12 protein-coding genes are annotated in these 17049 nt (G+C 38.4%); 2 read left to right on the top strand and 10 right to left on the bottom strand.

All coding sequences use genetic code 11. The annotated features are described in order from the left end of the window. Positions 1-293: 293 nt before the first annotated feature. Positions 294-2195: a S9 family peptidase gene (locus ACPDHL_RS12650; RefSeq protein WP_430533121.1), complete on the bottom strand. Its 1902-nt coding sequence runs from the start codon at positions 2193-2195 to the stop codon at positions 294-296. Positions 2196-2482: 287 nt separating this feature from the next. Between ACPDHL_RS12650 and ACPDHL_RS12645 the strand changes: the two genes are divergently transcribed. Beyond that, positions 2483-3733, top strand: a complete 1251-nt coding sequence (locus ACPDHL_RS12645; protein WP_430533120.1) for a dicarboxylate/amino acid:cation symporter — start codon at positions 2483-2485, stop codon at positions 3731-3733. A gap of 40 nt (positions 3734-3773) precedes the next feature. Continuing rightward, entirely contained in the window at positions 3774-4466 is a 693-nt protein-coding gene (locus ACPDHL_RS12640; protein WP_430533119.1) for a DedA family protein, read from the top strand. A 162-nt stretch (positions 4467-4628) separates the two neighbouring features. Here the strand turns inward: ACPDHL_RS12640 and ACPDHL_RS12635 are convergent, their stop codons facing one another. The 9 genes from ACPDHL_RS12635 to ACPDHL_RS12595 form a co-directional block, all read right to left on the bottom strand. Continuing rightward, complete coding sequence (locus ACPDHL_RS12635; RefSeq protein WP_430533118.1) at positions 4629-4964, bottom strand: ferredoxin; 336 nt, start codon at positions 4962-4964, stop codon at positions 4629-4631. A gap of 2 nt (positions 4965-4966) precedes the next feature. Continuing rightward, positions 4967-6019: an NAD(P)/FAD-dependent oxidoreductase gene (locus ACPDHL_RS12630; protein ID WP_430533117.1), complete on the bottom strand. Its 1053-nt coding sequence runs from the start codon at positions 6017-6019 to the stop codon at positions 4967-4969. Between the two features lie 109 nt (positions 6020-6128). Beyond that, positions 6129-6368: a NifU family protein gene (locus ACPDHL_RS12625; protein WP_002987908.1), complete on the bottom strand. Its 240-nt coding sequence runs from the start codon at positions 6366-6368 to the stop codon at positions 6129-6131. A 22-nt stretch (positions 6369-6390) separates the two neighbouring features. After that, the gene (locus ACPDHL_RS12620; protein WP_430533116.1) at positions 6391-7521 is read right to left on the bottom strand and encodes a P-loop NTPase; all 1131 of its coding nucleotides are present in this window, start codon (positions 7519-7521) and stop codon (positions 6391-6393) included. A 117-nt stretch (positions 7522-7638) separates the two neighbouring features. Next, a complete protein-coding gene (locus tag ACPDHL_RS12615) occupies positions 7639-8934 on the bottom strand; it encodes a TolC family protein (protein WP_430533115.1) in 1296 nt (431 codons plus the stop codon). Further along, positions 8927-11350 (bottom strand): ABC transporter permease, encoded by a 2424-nt coding sequence (locus ACPDHL_RS12610; protein ID WP_430533114.1) that lies wholly within the window; start codon positions 11348-11350, stop codon positions 8927-8929. The genes ACPDHL_RS12615 and ACPDHL_RS12610 overlap by 8 nt, the downstream gene beginning before the upstream one ends. 10 nt (positions 11351-11360) lie before the next feature. Then, positions 11361-12170: a GIN domain-containing protein gene (locus ACPDHL_RS12605; RefSeq protein WP_430533113.1), complete on the bottom strand. Its 810-nt coding sequence runs from the start codon at positions 12168-12170 to the stop codon at positions 11361-11363. A gap of 27 nt (positions 12171-12197) precedes the next feature. Further along, positions 12198-14606, bottom strand: coding sequence for an FtsX-like permease family protein (locus ACPDHL_RS12600; RefSeq protein ID WP_430533112.1), 2409 nt, complete (start codon positions 14604-14606; stop codon positions 12198-12200). A 23-nt stretch (positions 14607-14629) separates the two neighbouring features. Then, a complete protein-coding gene (locus tag ACPDHL_RS12595) occupies positions 14630-17047 on the bottom strand; it encodes an ABC transporter permease (protein WP_430533111.1) in 2418 nt (805 codons plus the stop codon). Positions 17048-17049: the final 2 nt, after the last annotated feature.

The following is a 17049-nucleotide window of genomic DNA, read 5'->3' as shown; positions in this document are numbered from 1 at the left end:
CAAACCATTTATTACTATATTTAATAATGAAGTTAATGTTTAAAAACGGTCAACCATATTTAGGGACGTTCACCATTTACCTCTCACCATTCACCCCTCACCATTCACCCCTCACCATTCACCCCTCACCATTTACCCCTCACCATTTACCCCTCACCATTCACCCCTCACCATTTACCTCTCACCATTCACCCCTCACCATTTACCTCTCACCATTCACCCCTCACCATTCACCTCTCACCATTCACCTCTCACCAAAAAAAAAGCAACCCTTTCGGATTGCTTTTTTTTTACTATAGTGTTTCTTTTAACCAGCGGAAAAATTCACCTTGCCAAACTTGTGCGTTTTGCGGTTGAACTACCCAGTGATTTTCTTCTGGTAAGTATAAGAATCTACTTTTAATACCTCTCAACTGTGCGGCTTGGAAAGCTTCTTGTCCTTGTCCGATTGGCACGCGATAATCTTTACCTCCTTGAATAATTAAAATAGGGGTATCCCATTTATCTACATTGTTGATTGGGTTAAAGTTTTTAATTGCATTTTGTGCATCTTTGTTGTCTTTTTCCCAGTATGCTCCACCTGTATCGAAATTAGGGAAGAATACTTCTTCTGTTGTTCCATACATGCTTACTAAGTCGAATACGCCACAGTGTGAAATAAACGTTTTGAATCTATTTTCATGGATTCCTGCTAAATAGAATACAGAATATCCTCCATAACTAGCTCCGATTGCACCTAGGCGTTCTTTATCAACATAGCTTTCTTTTGCTACATCATCGATAGCAGCTAGGTAATCTTGCATGGGTTTTCCTCCCCAATCTTTACTGATTGCCTCGTTCCACTCTACACCGTGTCCTGGCATTCCTCTGCGGTTTGGCGCTACAATGATATAGCCTTCAGCTGCCATTAATTGAAAATTCCAACGGAAAGAATAAAATTGAGATAAAGCCGATTGTGGTCCTCCTTGTGCATACAACAAAGTTGGGTATTTTTTATTTGGATCGAAATTCGGTGGATATACCACCCAAGTCACCATATCTTTTCCGTCTACTGTTTTCACGATGCGCTTTTCACTTTTGCTCAACGCAATTTTGGAATAAATATCGTCATTTACTTTCGTTAACTGATTCCATGTTTTTTTCTTTAAGTCATAAGAGAAAACTTCCGTTGCGTGATTGAAATCCGTACGTGTTACTACTACTTTATCTCCGTCAAATCCAACGATACCTGTTACGTCAAAGTTTCCATCTGTCAACTGTTTCACTACAGGAGCGATGCGTTTTAATCCAGGGAAGTTCACTTCAAACAATTGCACCGTTCCACCTACAGCAGCAACGAAATACACTTTACTTCCGTCTTTGCTCCATTGGTAGCTATCGACTGTACCGTCCCAATTTGCTGTTAGGTTTTGCTCAACATCGCCAAAACGCACAATAATATCGTTTTTATCGGCTTCGTATCCATCGCGTTTCATTTGCAACCAAGTCAAATGACCTTGAGGCGAATACGTTGGGTGCGTATCATACCCCACATTCGCTTCCGTTAGGTTTTTTGTCTGTTTAGTTGCTAAATCATATTGGTATAAATCAGTATTTGTACTTAGGGCATAGTCTGTACCAAACTTCTTTTTAGACACATATACAATAGACTTTCCATCTGGAGCCCATACGTAATCTTCTGAACCACCAAATGGTTTTTGAGGGGCATCGAATGGCTCATCTTTCATGATGTCAATTTTGTTGTCCTGATTGTCCCTAGCAGCATAAAACACGTGGTTGTGTGTTCCGTCATTCCACGTATCCCAATGTCTGTAATCCAACCCATCAAACACATAGGTATCTGATTTATCCATCGTTGGATACAAATCTTTTCCTAAAACCTTATTGATTTTAACTGCTTCATCGAACAAAATATGCTTTCCATCTGGCGAAATATTGGCATCGTGTACTAAATCTTTATACGATTCAATTTCAACAGGTTTTCCACCTGTTACTGGCATTTGATACGTTTTAGAATCAAAGCTGTTTTCTTCCATCTTGGCATGAGTCACCTTGTAAATCAGGTTTTTCCCATCTTTTGAAATTCCAACAGGACTTACTCTTCCTAATTTCCACAAGAGTTCTTTTGTCATTACTTCTTGAGCAAACGTAGTAAAACACGTTAAACTCAAGGCAAGCCAAACTATTTTTTTCATATTGAGTAGGTTTATTAAGCTGTAAATTTAATCTTTTCTTTTGATTATAAAATAAAGAAGAGCCTGATAGCACTGTTAAAGCGAAGGCGTTGTCTTTCTGCCTTTCTGCCAGTTAATCCTCAACTAAAAAGTAAAAGTTGAAATTTCATGCATTAAAAAACGGAATAAAATAAAAAAAAGGTTTCATAATCTTCCATCTTGGAATACAATTTGAAGTGTTATTTTTATCTAAAACATAGAATTATTATAAAAATAATAACTATTTTCACCGACAAAATTTTTCATCTATGAAAAACAATAAACTTTTTATTGCTATCCTCATCGCCTTAGTTCTAGGTGTTGTTTTTGGAAGTATCATTCATTATACACTTCCGGACTATATTGCTGGTTTTTCTGAAAACATCAAATTACTAGGGACCATCTTTATTCGATTGGTTCAAATGATCATAGCCCCTTTGGTTTTCTGTACCTTAGTGGTTGGAATTGCCAAAATGGGTGATATGAAAATGGTAGGTCGTGTTGGGGCAAAAGCAATGGGATGGTTTATTACAGCTTCCTTGGTATCCCTTGGGATTGGTTTAATTTTAGTCAACTGGTTTAAACCAGGAGCGAATGCAAACTTCAATTTAGACAACACCTCCTCTGCTGATGATTTACTAACGCGTACTAATGCATTAAGTCTTCAATCCTTTATAGAGCATTTAATTCCGAAAAGTGTATTCGATGCTTTTGCACATAATGAGATCTTACAAATTGTTGTGTTTGCCGTATTTTTTGGTATTGCACTAGCGAGTCTAGGCAAAAAAGGAAAGGTAATCATCAAGCTATTTGATCGCATTGCGGAAGTTGTATTAAAAATGGTAACTTATATTATGTGGACCGCTCCATTGGGAGTTTTAGGCGCGATTGCTAGTGCTGTAGCCCTATATGGACTGAGTATTTTCTTTACCTATGCAAAGTATTTAGTAGCTTTTCTTTGTGGATTGATCGTTTTATGGGCGGTTTTAATCTTCGTTGGATACCTTATCCTTGGAAAAGATGTATGGCGTTTGCTAAAAACAATCAAAGAACCTTTATTAATTGCTTTCTCTACAACGAGTAGTGAAGCGGTTTTTCCTAAATTGGTCGAACAATTAAATAAATTCGGTTGTTCGCCAAAAATTGTATCCTTTACCTTACCTTTAGGGTATTCTTTTAACCTTGATGGAAGCATGATGTACTTGACATTTGCCAGTATATTTATCGCTCAAATCTACGATGTTCCCATGACCTTAGGTGATCAAATTCTAATGCTATTAGTTTTAATGATAACGAGTAAAGGAGTAGCGGGTGTACCCCGTGCCTCTCTGATTGTTATTGTGGCCACCTGCGCGATGTTCAACATTCCACCAGAAGGAATTGCATTTATCCTGCCAATTGACCACTTCTGTGATATGGGTAGAAGTATGACAAACGTATTGGGTAATGCATTATCAACTGCTTCAATTGATAAATTTGAAAACAAAGAGGGTGAAAGTGCTCCCCTTATTGAAAATTAAAAACACAATAAAGACAATAAAGACACACTAAAAACAAACTATGGACGAATTTCATTTATCACAACTAATCAATCCTGAATTCTATATCAATTTAGAGATTGCAGGTCACTCTATTGGAATCTACGTTGTATTGTTTATTGTATTTGCTGAAACAGGTTTATTTGCTGGATTCTTCTTACCAGGAGATAGTTTACTGTTCCTAGCGGGTATATACAGTACAGCCTTAATGCATGAGATTTTCCCTATAGAGAGCGACTTTTTAAACGTTGCCCTTTTATCCACCTTAGTCGCCTTAGCCGGGATTCTCGGGAATACCTTTGGTTATTGGTTTGGGGCCAAGAGTGGCAATTACCTCTACAACGTAAAAGACAATTTCATATACAAGAAAAAATACCTGTACGAATCAAAAGTATTCTTCGAAAGACACGGAGGAAGAGCAATTATCTTTGCTCGTTTCTTACCTGTTGTACGAACATTTGCCCCGATTATCGCAGGAATTGTTCGCATGGACGTTAAGCGCTTTATGCTGTATAATGTTATTAGTTCATTCTTATGGGCTACTACCTTGATCTTTGCAGGACATTACTTACAAGTTTGGTTGTTGGAAAGCTACGGCATCAACTTGAAAGATTATATCGAATACATTGTCTTGTTCTTGGTTCTTGTAACAACACTGCCGATTATCATCAAATTGGCTAAAAGAAAGAAAACAGAAACAAGTATTGAAGAATAATTAAAATAGGTGCCAAAGGCACCTATTTTAGTTTACAATTCACACACAGTTTGCCTTTACAGTCATACCAAAATAAGAAAAGCGACGGTTTTCACCGTCGCTTTTCTTATTTTGGTATGCGAGTATCAAAACGATTTGATCGCTTCTCTAACGCGCTACAATCTACTCTGCGGGAGCTAATTCAATAATTAACCCTTCTATTTCGGGAACAATTGCAATTTGGCAACCTAAACGACTATTGTCTTTGACGTTTAATGCCTCCCAAAGCATGGCTTCCTCATCGGGATTCATTTCGGGTACATCAACTTCATCAGCATTGTGTACATAACACTGACAAGAAGCACACATCGCCATTCCACCACAAATACCAATAGTTCCTTCAGGTGCTAGTTCATAAGCACGAACAACTTCCATGATATTCATACTCATATCTGTTGGCGCGTCAACCTCGTGTTTTACACCTTCTCTATCAATAATTGTAATTTTAATATCTGACATGACTATTCAATTGATTTAACAACAGCTTTTTCCGCTTCTTTTCGCGTACCATCAAATCCATTAATACCTGAAACTGTCGTGTATTTTAACACGTATTTCTTTCCAGGATTCAGCATGTTATACACACTTTGACACATTAAAGTGGCTTCGTGGAATCCACATAAAATCAACTTCAATTTTCCTGGATAGGTATTAATATCTCCAATTGCATAAATACCTGGAATATTCGTTTGATAATCCAATGCGTTATTTACTTTAATCGCATTTTTCTCAATTTCTAATCCCCAATCTGCAATTGGACCCAATTTAGGTGTTAACCCAAACAAAGGAATAAAGTAATCACAAGGAACATCCTGGCGTTCACCTTCACATTCCACAACGACAGCCTCTAATTTTGTTGTTCCTTTTAGGTCAACGATTTCTGCTGGAGTGATTAAATGAATTTTTCCTTGATCTTTCAACGCTTGTACTTTCTCTACAGAATCTAAAGCTCCTCTAAATTCGTTACGTCTATGTACCAAATATACTTTTTCCGCCACATCAGCTAAGTAAATACTCCAATCCAAAGCAGAGTCACCTCCACCTGCGATTACAATGTGTTTACCAGCGAACATTTCTGGTTTTTTCACGAAATACTCTACGCCTTTATCTTCATAATACGCCAAGTTTTCCAATTCTGGTTTACGTGGTTCAAAAGAACCTAAACCGCCAGCGATTGCCACTGCTTTTCCGTGGTGTTTTGTTCCTTTATTTGTTGTAACGATAAACGTACCGTCTTCTTGTTTTTCGATTGTTTCAGCAACTTCATTTAGGGTAAATCCCGGTTGAAATTGCTTAATTTGCTCCATTAAATTATCGATTAATTCTGCTGCTCCTACGGATGGGTATCCTGGGATATCGAAAATAGGTTTTTTCGGATAAAGCTCGGTTAATTGACCTCCAGGTTGAGGCAATCCGTCAATGATATGACATTTAAGCTTTAATAAGCCTGCTTCAAAAACAGCGAATAGACCCGTTGGTCCAGCTCCAATAATAATTATATCGGTTTCAATCATGGTGTAGTTCTTTAATACAAAGGTACCCTTTGTAACGTTTATTAAAAATGATAAAAGTCAACTAACTGAAAGATAAATTACTCTTTAGCAGTTAGTTGACTTGTTATTTTTATCCAACATTAACTACCGTCTCGATTTCGGGTGCATATTTTTTAATTGTAGTTTCAACCCCTGCACTCAATGTCATTTGATTCACACTGCAAGCTGTACAGGCACCTTCTAAGCGAACTTTCACGTGCTTGTCATCAACTATGTCAATTAATGTAATATCTCCTCCATCGGTTTGCAAAAACGGGCGAATCTCGTCTAACGCCTTCATAACGTTTTCTCTGATAGTTTCTGATGCCATATATTTAGTATCTAAAATGGTTTTATTTTTTTCCTACAGCGGAACACCCAGCCATAGTGGTAATTTTAATTGCCTCTGTTGGTGGCAATGAATCGTTGCGCAATACAACTTGTTCAACTACGTTTCTTGTAATTTCTTCAAATACATTGGCTACGATGGTGTCTTTTTGTAAAGCTGCTGGACGACCGAAATCTCCTGCTTCTCTAATACTTTGTACAATAGGCACTTCACCTAGGAAAGGCACTTGTAGGTCTTCCGCTAAGTTCTTCGCTCCATTTTCTCCAAAGATGTAATATTTGTTGTTTGGCAATTCTTCTGGTGTGAAATACGCCATGTTTTCAACAATTCCCAACACGGGTACATTGATGCTGTCAGACATAAACATCGACACTCCTTTTTTCGCATCTGCCAGTGCAACGGCTTGTGGAGTTGATACCACTACTGCCCCCGTTACGGGCAATGATTGCATAATTGATAAGTGAATATCTCCTGTTCCTGGAGGTAAATCCAATAATAAGAAGTCTAATTCACCCCAATCTGCATCAAAAATCATTTGATTTAATGCTTTGGATGCCATCGGTCCTCTCCAAATGATCGCTTGATCTGCTTTAGTGAAAAACCCGATAGACAATAATTCAACCCCATAAGAAGAAATGGGTTTCATTTTTGAACGCCCATCCACTTCAACTGAAATTGGCTTTGCGTTTTCTACGTCAAACATGATAGGCATGGACGGTCCGTAAATATCAGCATCTAACACCCCAACACTGAAGCCCATATTGGCTAAACTAGCTGCGATATTGGCTGTAACTGTAGATTTTCCAACGCCTCCTTTTCCAGAAGAAATGGCAACGATATTTTTAATACCTGGAATTGCTTTTCCTTTTATCTCTGGTTTTTCAGGGGCTTCAACTTTTATATTTACTTTTACTTTTGCCTTTTCGTATACTTGTTCGTGAATCACTTTCATCACATCTACTTCGGCTCTTTTTTTGATATGTAATGCAGGTGTTGACAAAACTAAATCAACAACAACCTCATCTCCAAAGGTCATGACGTTGTTAACTGCCCCACTTTCAACCATATTTTTCCCTTCTCCGGCAATAGAAATAGTCTCTAATGCCTTCAGAATGTCTTTTCTATCTAATTTCATTATATGCGATTAGTTTTCAATATTTTACTATAAATCTTGACTAACGCAAATATAGCAGTTATATTTTAAATTATGGTGTTAATATATTCTAAATGCAATTCCCTAGCGCACTTGGTATTAAAGGTGATTTGCAAAATTCAACGCTCTTTTTTTACCTAAAAAAACGCGTTTTATTTCGTTCTGTATTAGGGCAAATTCCGCATTGAGCAGTTGGTTTTTTGCCGCATTAAAGGAGAAGATATCGGCCTTGCCGTTTTCGTATTTCACTTGGGTAGTATGGAACGATTTTTGCGCCAATTCAATACTGTTTTTTAGTCGTTCATTGAGGGTTTCTATCTGATCAATTTCTTGTACCAATTGATCATTTTCCTTTTGTACAAATCGCTCTTTATCCTGAATTTTCAGCGTATTTAGCTGGCTCTCTATCTTGTTTTTGCGCAACTGCCTCGTTACACTTCCCGCTTGAAAAAGAGGAATACTTAGTCCTATACCCACATAGTGGCTTTTATTGTCGCCAAACTGCCTCGAGAATGACGCAACATCCCAATCTAAACTGGTATTAAAGGGTTTGGAATAGAACGTTCCCCACTGATAATTGGCTGTAATTCGAGGGTATTTTTTTGCTTGTAAAGCCTTTCTTTCCATGTCTAAAATAGCCTGATACTGCCGTACTTTTTCCAAGATGGGATTGAATTCATAATCCGAATTAAATCCAACAAATTCCCTTTCAAACACTAGTTCAAAATCGGCAATTCCCACCGTTTTCACATCTAACAACTGGAGTAACTGCAATTTTTGATTCTGCAATTCATTAACCGTTTCCTGTATTCTAATTTGCTCGTTATTAAAAATATACTCAATATCATATTGATCACTTTGGGGTTTAGCTCCTGCATCTACTTCCTTGATCACGCGATCCATATTCAACTGGCTGTTTTCCAATTGTAGCGTTTGCAAGGCGTAGTACTCTTGGGTGCCAATGATTCGAAAGAACAAATCCAAGATGCGCTGTTGGTAGTGATATTTCACTTCTTCTTGCTGTAAACTCGCATAAGACGTATTTAATTTATTTCTCTGACGATCCATATAATCCGACCAATCCAATAGGCTCAACGATGCATCTACTGCCGTATTTAGCGATTGAATATTCGAACTGACCCTCGCATTGGTAGTAGGGTTAATGGCCGATCCATAATTGAAGCTCTGGGAAGCATTCAATCCTACTTGGGGCAAGAAATAAGATCCCATACTTCGCTGTTGCGCTTCTACTACGTTTTTTTCCAGCTGTGCAATCATTAGCTCATAGCTATTTTCTTGTCCTAAGCGCATACAATCACTTAGCGTCCACTTTTGTTGTGCAAAGAGGAAAGACGTACAACATACAGCAATTAACGTCCAAATTTTCTTATTCATAATTTATGTATTTCAATGTTGTTATACGCGTTGCTTTGATGGATTTCCATAAAACCAACAGCATGGAAAAAACAGTTAACCCGATAAAAGCGAGCAAGAAGGGCCAAATAGACAGGTCTATGCGGTAGGCAAAATCTTCTAACCACAGCTGTATCAGATAATAAACAGGATAGATTGATAAAACAAATCCCAGGATACAGTACACCAAGAAACGGGCGGATAAATTGACAATGAGTTCTTTTCTACTCGCCCCCAACACTTTGCGTATAGCGACTTCTTTTAATCGGCTTTCGATACTAAAGGACACTATAGCCATTAATCCAAAGAGGGCAATAAACATCGATACCCCCATTAAACACAAAAATAGTGTTCGTTGATACAGGGTTTTCTGATAGCTTACCGCAAACTCTTTATTGGCAAATTCATAGTGCATGGGATAGGTCTGCTCTACGCGTTTACTCCAGAATGACTCTAATTGATCCATCGTTTGTTGGACGTTTGTTGGATCAATTTTAACGGAAATCGTTTCCACCAGTCCTGTAAACCAATCAACCGAAGTAGGCATAAAATAGGTCACTGGAGGGATTGCTTGATTAAACCCCTCAATTTTCATGTCTTTTACAACACCAATAATTTCAAAATCGCGTCCATTCCACCTCATCTTTTTTCCGAGAATTCCATCCGAAAAATGAAAGGTTCTCTTGTAGGTTTCATTCACGACAATCGTATTGATACTATCTGAGGCAAAAGCGCGGTCAAAAAATCGTCCCTCTAGCAATTGACCATCGAATACCCTAAGGAAATCATAGCCTACGGGGACGTTTTTACTCTGAACGGAACCTTTGCCTATGGCATTGTTTGAGCTACTTCCGTACCCTATTCCCATTAACATGGAGTGATTGACAACGGCTTTGACTCCTTCTATTTTTTGAATATCAGCTTCTATGCGCTGATAGATCTCATTTCGCTGGTTACTATCTTTGACTTTAAAGCGGATATTCACCACTTGATCACCGTTAAATCCCAAATCTTCTTGTAAGAGATGGCTGACTTGTTGTTGAATGAAAAGAGCCGTAGACAGAAAGAAAAAGGCAATCACAAATTGAAAAATCAACAACACGTTGCGCAAGCGCATACCGGATCGACTGCGTACAAAATTGCCTTTTAGCACTTTAATTGCGTCAAAAGAAACCACAAAAAGGCTGGGTAAGATTCCCAAGAGTAGATACACCACTAGTAGGAGAATCCCCATCACGGACCACAGGGATACGAAATCGGTGGTTAGTGCTCGATCGACGAGAATATTAAAGTAGGGCATTCCTATTTCGGTGATCACAAGAGCGAGTGCAAAGGACAAGATCGTTGTGATGCTTGCTTCAAACATCATTTGCTTCATCAATTGACGGCGTGTACTGCCGATCGACTTTCGAATCCCTATTTCCTTGGCGCGTTTAAAGCTTTGTACCAAGGCGAGATTAATCGCATTGACCAACGCTAGTACCAAAAGTAAAATTGCAGAAAACAACATGATGTTCACAATTTTATTTGCCGTAGGGCCTGCTCCTAATCCCGTCGATTTGGGATTGAGGTAAACCTCGCTCAATACATTGTAATTAAAGGACAAATAGGGCTTCATCTTTTCTTTTAACTCCGCTACAGGCACGCCTTCTTCTTTGGCATATAAACGCAGGATCTCCTTATAGAACACCTCGTGTAATTGTTCTTCCACTTCACTGAGGACCAGACCATCTTTCAACTTAATCAACAGGGTATAATTGTGGTCTCCCCAATTATCGCGATTGTTCGCGATTTGATATTCGGTCAAATACGAGGTTAACCCTTTAAATTCAATAGAACTATTACCCGGTATTGTAAACACAAATCGCACGGTTAAAACTTTGCCATCGTCTAGCTGTACGAGTTTTCCTGTAGGATCAACCCCTTCACCAAACAATCGCGCAGCCTCTTTTTTTTCTAAGGCTAAAGCGTCCTTGTAATTTTGTTTGTACTCTTCGGCACTACCAAATATCGTTGTGAAAGGGAAGAACTCAAAGAAATTCGCTTGGCGCTCGTGAATTTGATATAAAAAATCTGCTTTACCCTCTGCGACAACACTCATCACACTAAAAGAGGTATAGCCAAAGTTATAGGCTTCCACAAGGGACGAAGCTTGGTCCAATTGACTGGCAATAGGCGCAGGAAACCAGCTTCTAAAATACGAATCTGCGGTGCCTTCTACTTCGTAAATTTTGTTTTTATAGGGATTCCATTGGTCAAAACTATGCTCGTTTTTCCAATAGAATAGCACAATAAGTAGAGCCGCCATTCCAATAGCTAACCCCAAAATATTGAGCAAGGAGAATCCGATATTCTTTTTAAAATATCGGAGATATAATTTTAACCAATTAAAAACCATGGATATCCTATTAATTTACTTTTTCAATTCTACCACCAGATGACTTCGCAACGTCTACTAAATTCGCTGATCCATAGACGCTAATCTTACCTGAAGAACTCGCTTTTCCTCTCACCTCATCGGATACTGTGAAACTCATTGTTCCTGAAGAACTCGCCTTTCCATCTAAGGTTTTAATTGCCAAGTCTTTGCCGTCAATTTTTCCTGAACTTGATGCTTTTGCACTTACCTCTTTTGCCGATCCATCGACCTCCACTCGAGCTGAACTGCTAACTGAAATTTCTACTTTATTGGCTTTTAAATCGATATCGATCTTGGAAGAAGAACTTGCATCGATAGTTGTGCCATTTGCCACTTCGAATTTCCCTTCTAATTTAGAAGACGAACTAGTTGCAAGGGATAAATTATCTGCTTGAATCAGTGCGCCTGTAAATTTGCCTGAACTACTTGTCGTAATGTTGAATTGCTTTGCTTTTACTTTGTTGTTCAGATTAAATGCGGCAGAGGAAGAAACATAGGCACCTGTTAAGGTTGGATTGCTCACTTTTACCTGTACCTGTCCCATTTTATAATTAAATAGTCCTTTAGGCATTTCAATATACACGTGTAACACGCCATTCTTTACTTCTGTTTTGACGTATTGCATGTCTTTTTCATCTGCTACTTCTACCTCAACGGCTTTGGTTTCTCCAGCGGTAAAGTCTAAACGAATGGCTTGTGATACTTGCACTTCAGCGAAATCGCTTACTTGTCTTTTTTCTTGTTTTTGTGCCAATACGGCACCTCCCATTAACAGGAAGATAAAGGCTATTTTTTTCATCTTTAATTTTGTTTAGTATTTTATAATTTAATCGTATTTAATATGTTGTAACACATTAAGTTGAACCGCTTGTCGTACTTTGAACCAGACAATCAAAACGGTCACAAGCAGCAAAAAGAGAAAGGCAACAACAAAGTTGACCCAACTAATTTCAATGCGAAAGGCGTAGGCACTAAGCCAAGTATTCATAAAATAATAGCTTGGGTAAATGGCTAAACCAAATCCAAGAACCACTTGCAGTACATATTGCTTTGCTACATGTTGCATTTGTACTGTGTTTGAAGCGCCCAAGACTTTGCGAATGGCAATTTCTTTATACTGATTCACCAGATTAAAGGAAACCAAACTGTATAGCCCAAACAACGCAATAAAAACAACGATGATGCTTAATGTCAATAAGCTATCGCGTTCTTGTATATTCTTTTTCATTTTTTTATCAAAGCGCTGACTTAAAAACTCGTACGAAAAAGGATAAACGGAAAATTTCAATTGACCATAGACCTTTTCGGATTCGGCTAGTACTTGATCGATTTTAGTGGGGTCAAAACGCACGTAAAGTTCTTGTACTTGTTCAAACAACCACGGAATCGTTTCACTTCTAAAATAGACCATGGGCAAATAATCCTGAGTTAGTCCTTTAGCATGATAATTATCTACAATGCCAACGACAGTAAAAGGCATACCATTCCAAATCACTTGCTTATCGAGCAGGTGCTCATCGCCCACTTTCTCCTCAAATTTTTTATTGACCAATACATTGGAAATAGTATCCGAAGCCAACTCTTTAACAAAGCCTCTACCAGCAGCTATTTTAATGCGTAACAGGTCTAAATATTCTACATCCATGGCCACATTGGCTACTTGTATCGAAACTCCTTGATAGGATAAAGACGTTGAATTATATCCTCCTTCTGCTAGGCGAAAAGCCGCCCCTCCAACTTGTTGTACCCCTGGAATACCTTGTAGTTCCTTTTTATAGGTTTCGTACAACTGAAATGTATTGACCGCTGAATTTGTCGGTACAAATGGAAGAATTAGAATTTCTTCCTTACTCAATCCTAATTCTTTATCTAACATATAGTGAACTTGTCGGTAGACCACCCCTGTTCCCAAGATAAAAAAACTAGCGATGACAAATTGAAAAATCATCATGCCCTGTCGAATTCCAAAAGCAGAACTTCCATGAGAAAGTTGGCCTTTAAGCAACCTGAAAAGCGTAAATCGACGAATAACCCCATACGATATTCCTGAGGCAAGTAGCGCTATTCCGATCAAAAACAATAGAAAATAAGCCCAATGATCAAGAAGCGAAAAGGGTACTCTTGAATCTAAAAAAACGCGAATTGAAGGCAGAGAAAGCTCGACCAAAACGCAACTCAGTATACTTGCGGTAACTAAGGTCAGCAAACATTCAAAGAGTAATTGTCCAAAAATTTTCACATAGGAACTTCCTGCGATTAGCCGAACGGCAAATTCTCTGTGTCTTTTTAAGGTTTGTACCAACAGCAAATTCACATAATTCACAACGGCTAACAGTAAAATAGCAAGAGCTAGCCCTACTAGAATATAAAAACGCGGCATATTAACAGATGCCTCCAACGTTCCATTTGCATCCGCATTCGTTAATGTATGTTGTTCTGATAGAGAAAAGAAGTCATAACTCTTCATAAAGTCGCCACTCTCTTCTAAATAGGCGGCAGTCGTTTGACCTTTTTCTTTGGCTAAACGCACATACACATGATCGTACAGCAATTGTTTCATCTCTTTGGCCAAGCGATCGAGTTTATTGGGATGCGTTGGCTTGATGTATAAGGTTGAAACATAATCGCCCCAATTATCCAAATTCGCCTTAACTTCTTTTTCCATTCCCGAAAAGAGAATAGTTGGTGCGATTGAGCTTGGGTTTCCTGTAAATGAATACACGCCCTTCACAACAAACCATTCCCCTTGATAACGCACTCTTTTTCCTATGGGATCTGGACCAATTAATGCTTGAGCATAGGTATCTAAAACAAAAATACTCGTGGGGTCTTGGATGGTCTTATCGCCCTGGATCATTTCAAAGGGGAAGAACTCAAAAAAGTTAGATTGAATCTGCAGTCCTTTGGTAAAAAAGCGCTTTTCCCCATCTACCTCAACATAACCGGCGTGATAATAGGGGAGATACATATAGTCCTCCACACCGAGATCCTTTAATCGCGGTCCTATAGCATAAGGAGCAGCAGTCCAAATACCTCCATCATTCAAATTGGTATTCACTAGAAAGACCTCATCCTTATATGGGTTCCACTGATCGTATTGCACTTCTTCTTTGTAGTACAAATACGACAGTAGAACACCCCATATACCCAAGGCTAACCCCAAAAGGGTCAGTACAAAATACACCTTGTTTTTACTGAGGTTTCTCCAATATATTTTTAGCCAATTTTTTATCATTCTCTTGTGCTTTCGATTATGTATTATTCATACTTAATGTAGTGTAATACGTCTACATTCACTGCTTTTCGCGCTTTTTGTAACACCATACACAAGGTCAAAATCAGAATACTTATCAAACTCAATCCATACACTTCCCATCCTATTTCAATGCGATAAGCGTAATGGTTCAACCAATAGTTTAGAAAATAGTAGCTCGGAAAAATAGCCAAGGCAAAACCAATGGTACAATAAACTACGTATTCGACTGTCAATTTTCTCAACAAGCCAAACGAATTTGCTCCTAATACTTTGCGAATGGCAATTTCCTTCAACTTACCGTTTATCGCAAAGGAAGCGATGGCAAATAAACCAAACAGCGCAATAAACACTACACCTATACTGAGGCTATTGAGTACTTTTCGCTCCATCAATACTTGTTCAAACGTGCGCTGAAATTGCTTATCGACAAACTCATACTCCAAAGGTGATGCTGAATCCATGTTAAAAGCTTTCCATCGTTTTTCAATCTCTTTCAATGTGCGTTCTAAGTGTTCTGCTGTATTGACTTTTACATACACTTTTTCTATACTTCCCATTTTGTGTGTAAGGGAGTTGTAATGGTAGTAAACAATGGGAGACACTTTTTCTTCTAGATCCTTCGCATTATAATCTTGGACAACACCTATAATTATTCGAGGTCCTTCTAGGGAGGTAAATGTTTTTCCTACGGGATCTTGTACACCCGTTTCTCGAACAAAAGCTTCGTTCACCACAATGTGCTGTATAGAATCTGAGGCAAAGGCAGGGTTGAGGTCTCTACCTTTCACGATTGGGATTTGAAAAAGATCGAAATAACCATAATCAACTTGACCAATATGGTATAAAAAATCTTTGCCTTCAAAACTACCCGTAGTACTCCCCATAGACGAACGTCCAAATACTTGATCGGACGTTGACACCCCTTCTACCCCTTTAATCTGTTCTATTTCTTTTTTAAATACCCTATATTTATCTAAGAGTAGTGCTGTATTATCCCATCGGAGCGCTTCATTAAAACTAAAACCAATGACCTGATCCCCTTTAAAGCCCAAATCTTTGTTAAGCATATAGTGAACTTGTTGATTAAAGATCATCGTACTACTAACAAAAAAACAGGCAATGGCAAGCTGAAAAACTAAAAAAACATTTTTTAGTAGGCTGCCCTTTTGCGTGGAAATAAAATTGCCTTTCAACAAGCTACTTACTTTTTGTCTGCTCACATAATACGCAATTACTCCGCCCGTTATTATCGATACACTACAGAGTAAAAGCAAGAAACAAACTCCTAACTTCACTAGAGACAATTCGATGGTCGATGCGGTAATGAGCTCGACATAAGGGATCATAAAACCCATAAAGAAAATGCTAATAAGTAGTGCAATACATAGGGTAATCGCGCTTTCAAATACAATTTGCCCTCTAATTTCACTGGTATTACCTCCAAAAATTCGACGTACCCCCATCTCTTTTAGACGCATCAAAAAATGCGTAGTAGAAAAGTTAATAAAATTGACGAGAGACAATATAAAAATCACCCCTGCTAGCCCCCAAAAGATGTACATCATCTTCGAATTGGGCGTGTCTTCGGGAGTAAATTGTCCTGCTTCTTTCCAACGTAAGGTGGATAAAGGAGCGAGTTCCAATTGAATATTATTGAGTTGACGCTGTTTAAACTCCGCTACCGTAGTTCCATACCTAGTTGCTTCAGGTTCAAAATAATTGGTATCCAATACTTGGTTTACGGCTTCTAAGGCTGAAGTTGGCTGTTGTGTTTTGAGCAGTACGGCAAACCTCCTTGCACTCCAATCCGTATCCGTAGTTACAACCTCATCCATTAAGGGAATAACTACCTCTGGCATAAAAGCACTTTTCTTATTTCCGACTGTAAAAACGCCAGAAACCGTCACCCACTCTTCTTCTATATTGAGTTGTTTTCCAATTGGATTTACTCCTTTGCCAAAGAGCTCAATCGCTTTTTCCTCCTCTAATGCAATGTTGTTTTTTTCTTTAGCGAACTGTTGAGCAGATCCATAGACAAATGGATAAGGAAAAAAATCAAAAAAATTGCGCTGTGTCATTATTGCCTTAGTCGAGGTGTGCGATTCTACTCCATTTTTCATTACAACATCGTCATAACCAAAATAGTACACAAAATCTTCAATCACGGGATATTGCTCCTTTAGTGTTCTACCCAAAGCATAGGATTGGTTGGGATAGGCGTAATCCGGCGTGACATTGACCACCATAAAAAGGTTGTCTGTATTGGGATTCCATTGCTCATAGGTCTGCTCTCTTTCATAGCTCAAAAGCGCCATGGTAAGAAGCGATAACCCAAAAGCTAAGCCCAACACAGTCAAAACAAAATAAAACTTATTTTTCAGCCAATGGTAACGGTACACTTTCAACCAATTGATCCACATAA

The sequence above is a fragment of the Myroides sp. C15-4 genome, from assembly GCF_050522745.1.
In the GTDB taxonomy this organism is placed as follows: domain Bacteria; phylum Bacteroidota; class Bacteroidia; order Flavobacteriales; family Flavobacteriaceae; genus Flavobacterium.
The sequence above is the reverse complement of the archived record's forward strand: the minus strand, read 5'-3'. Positions and strand labels throughout refer to the sequence as shown.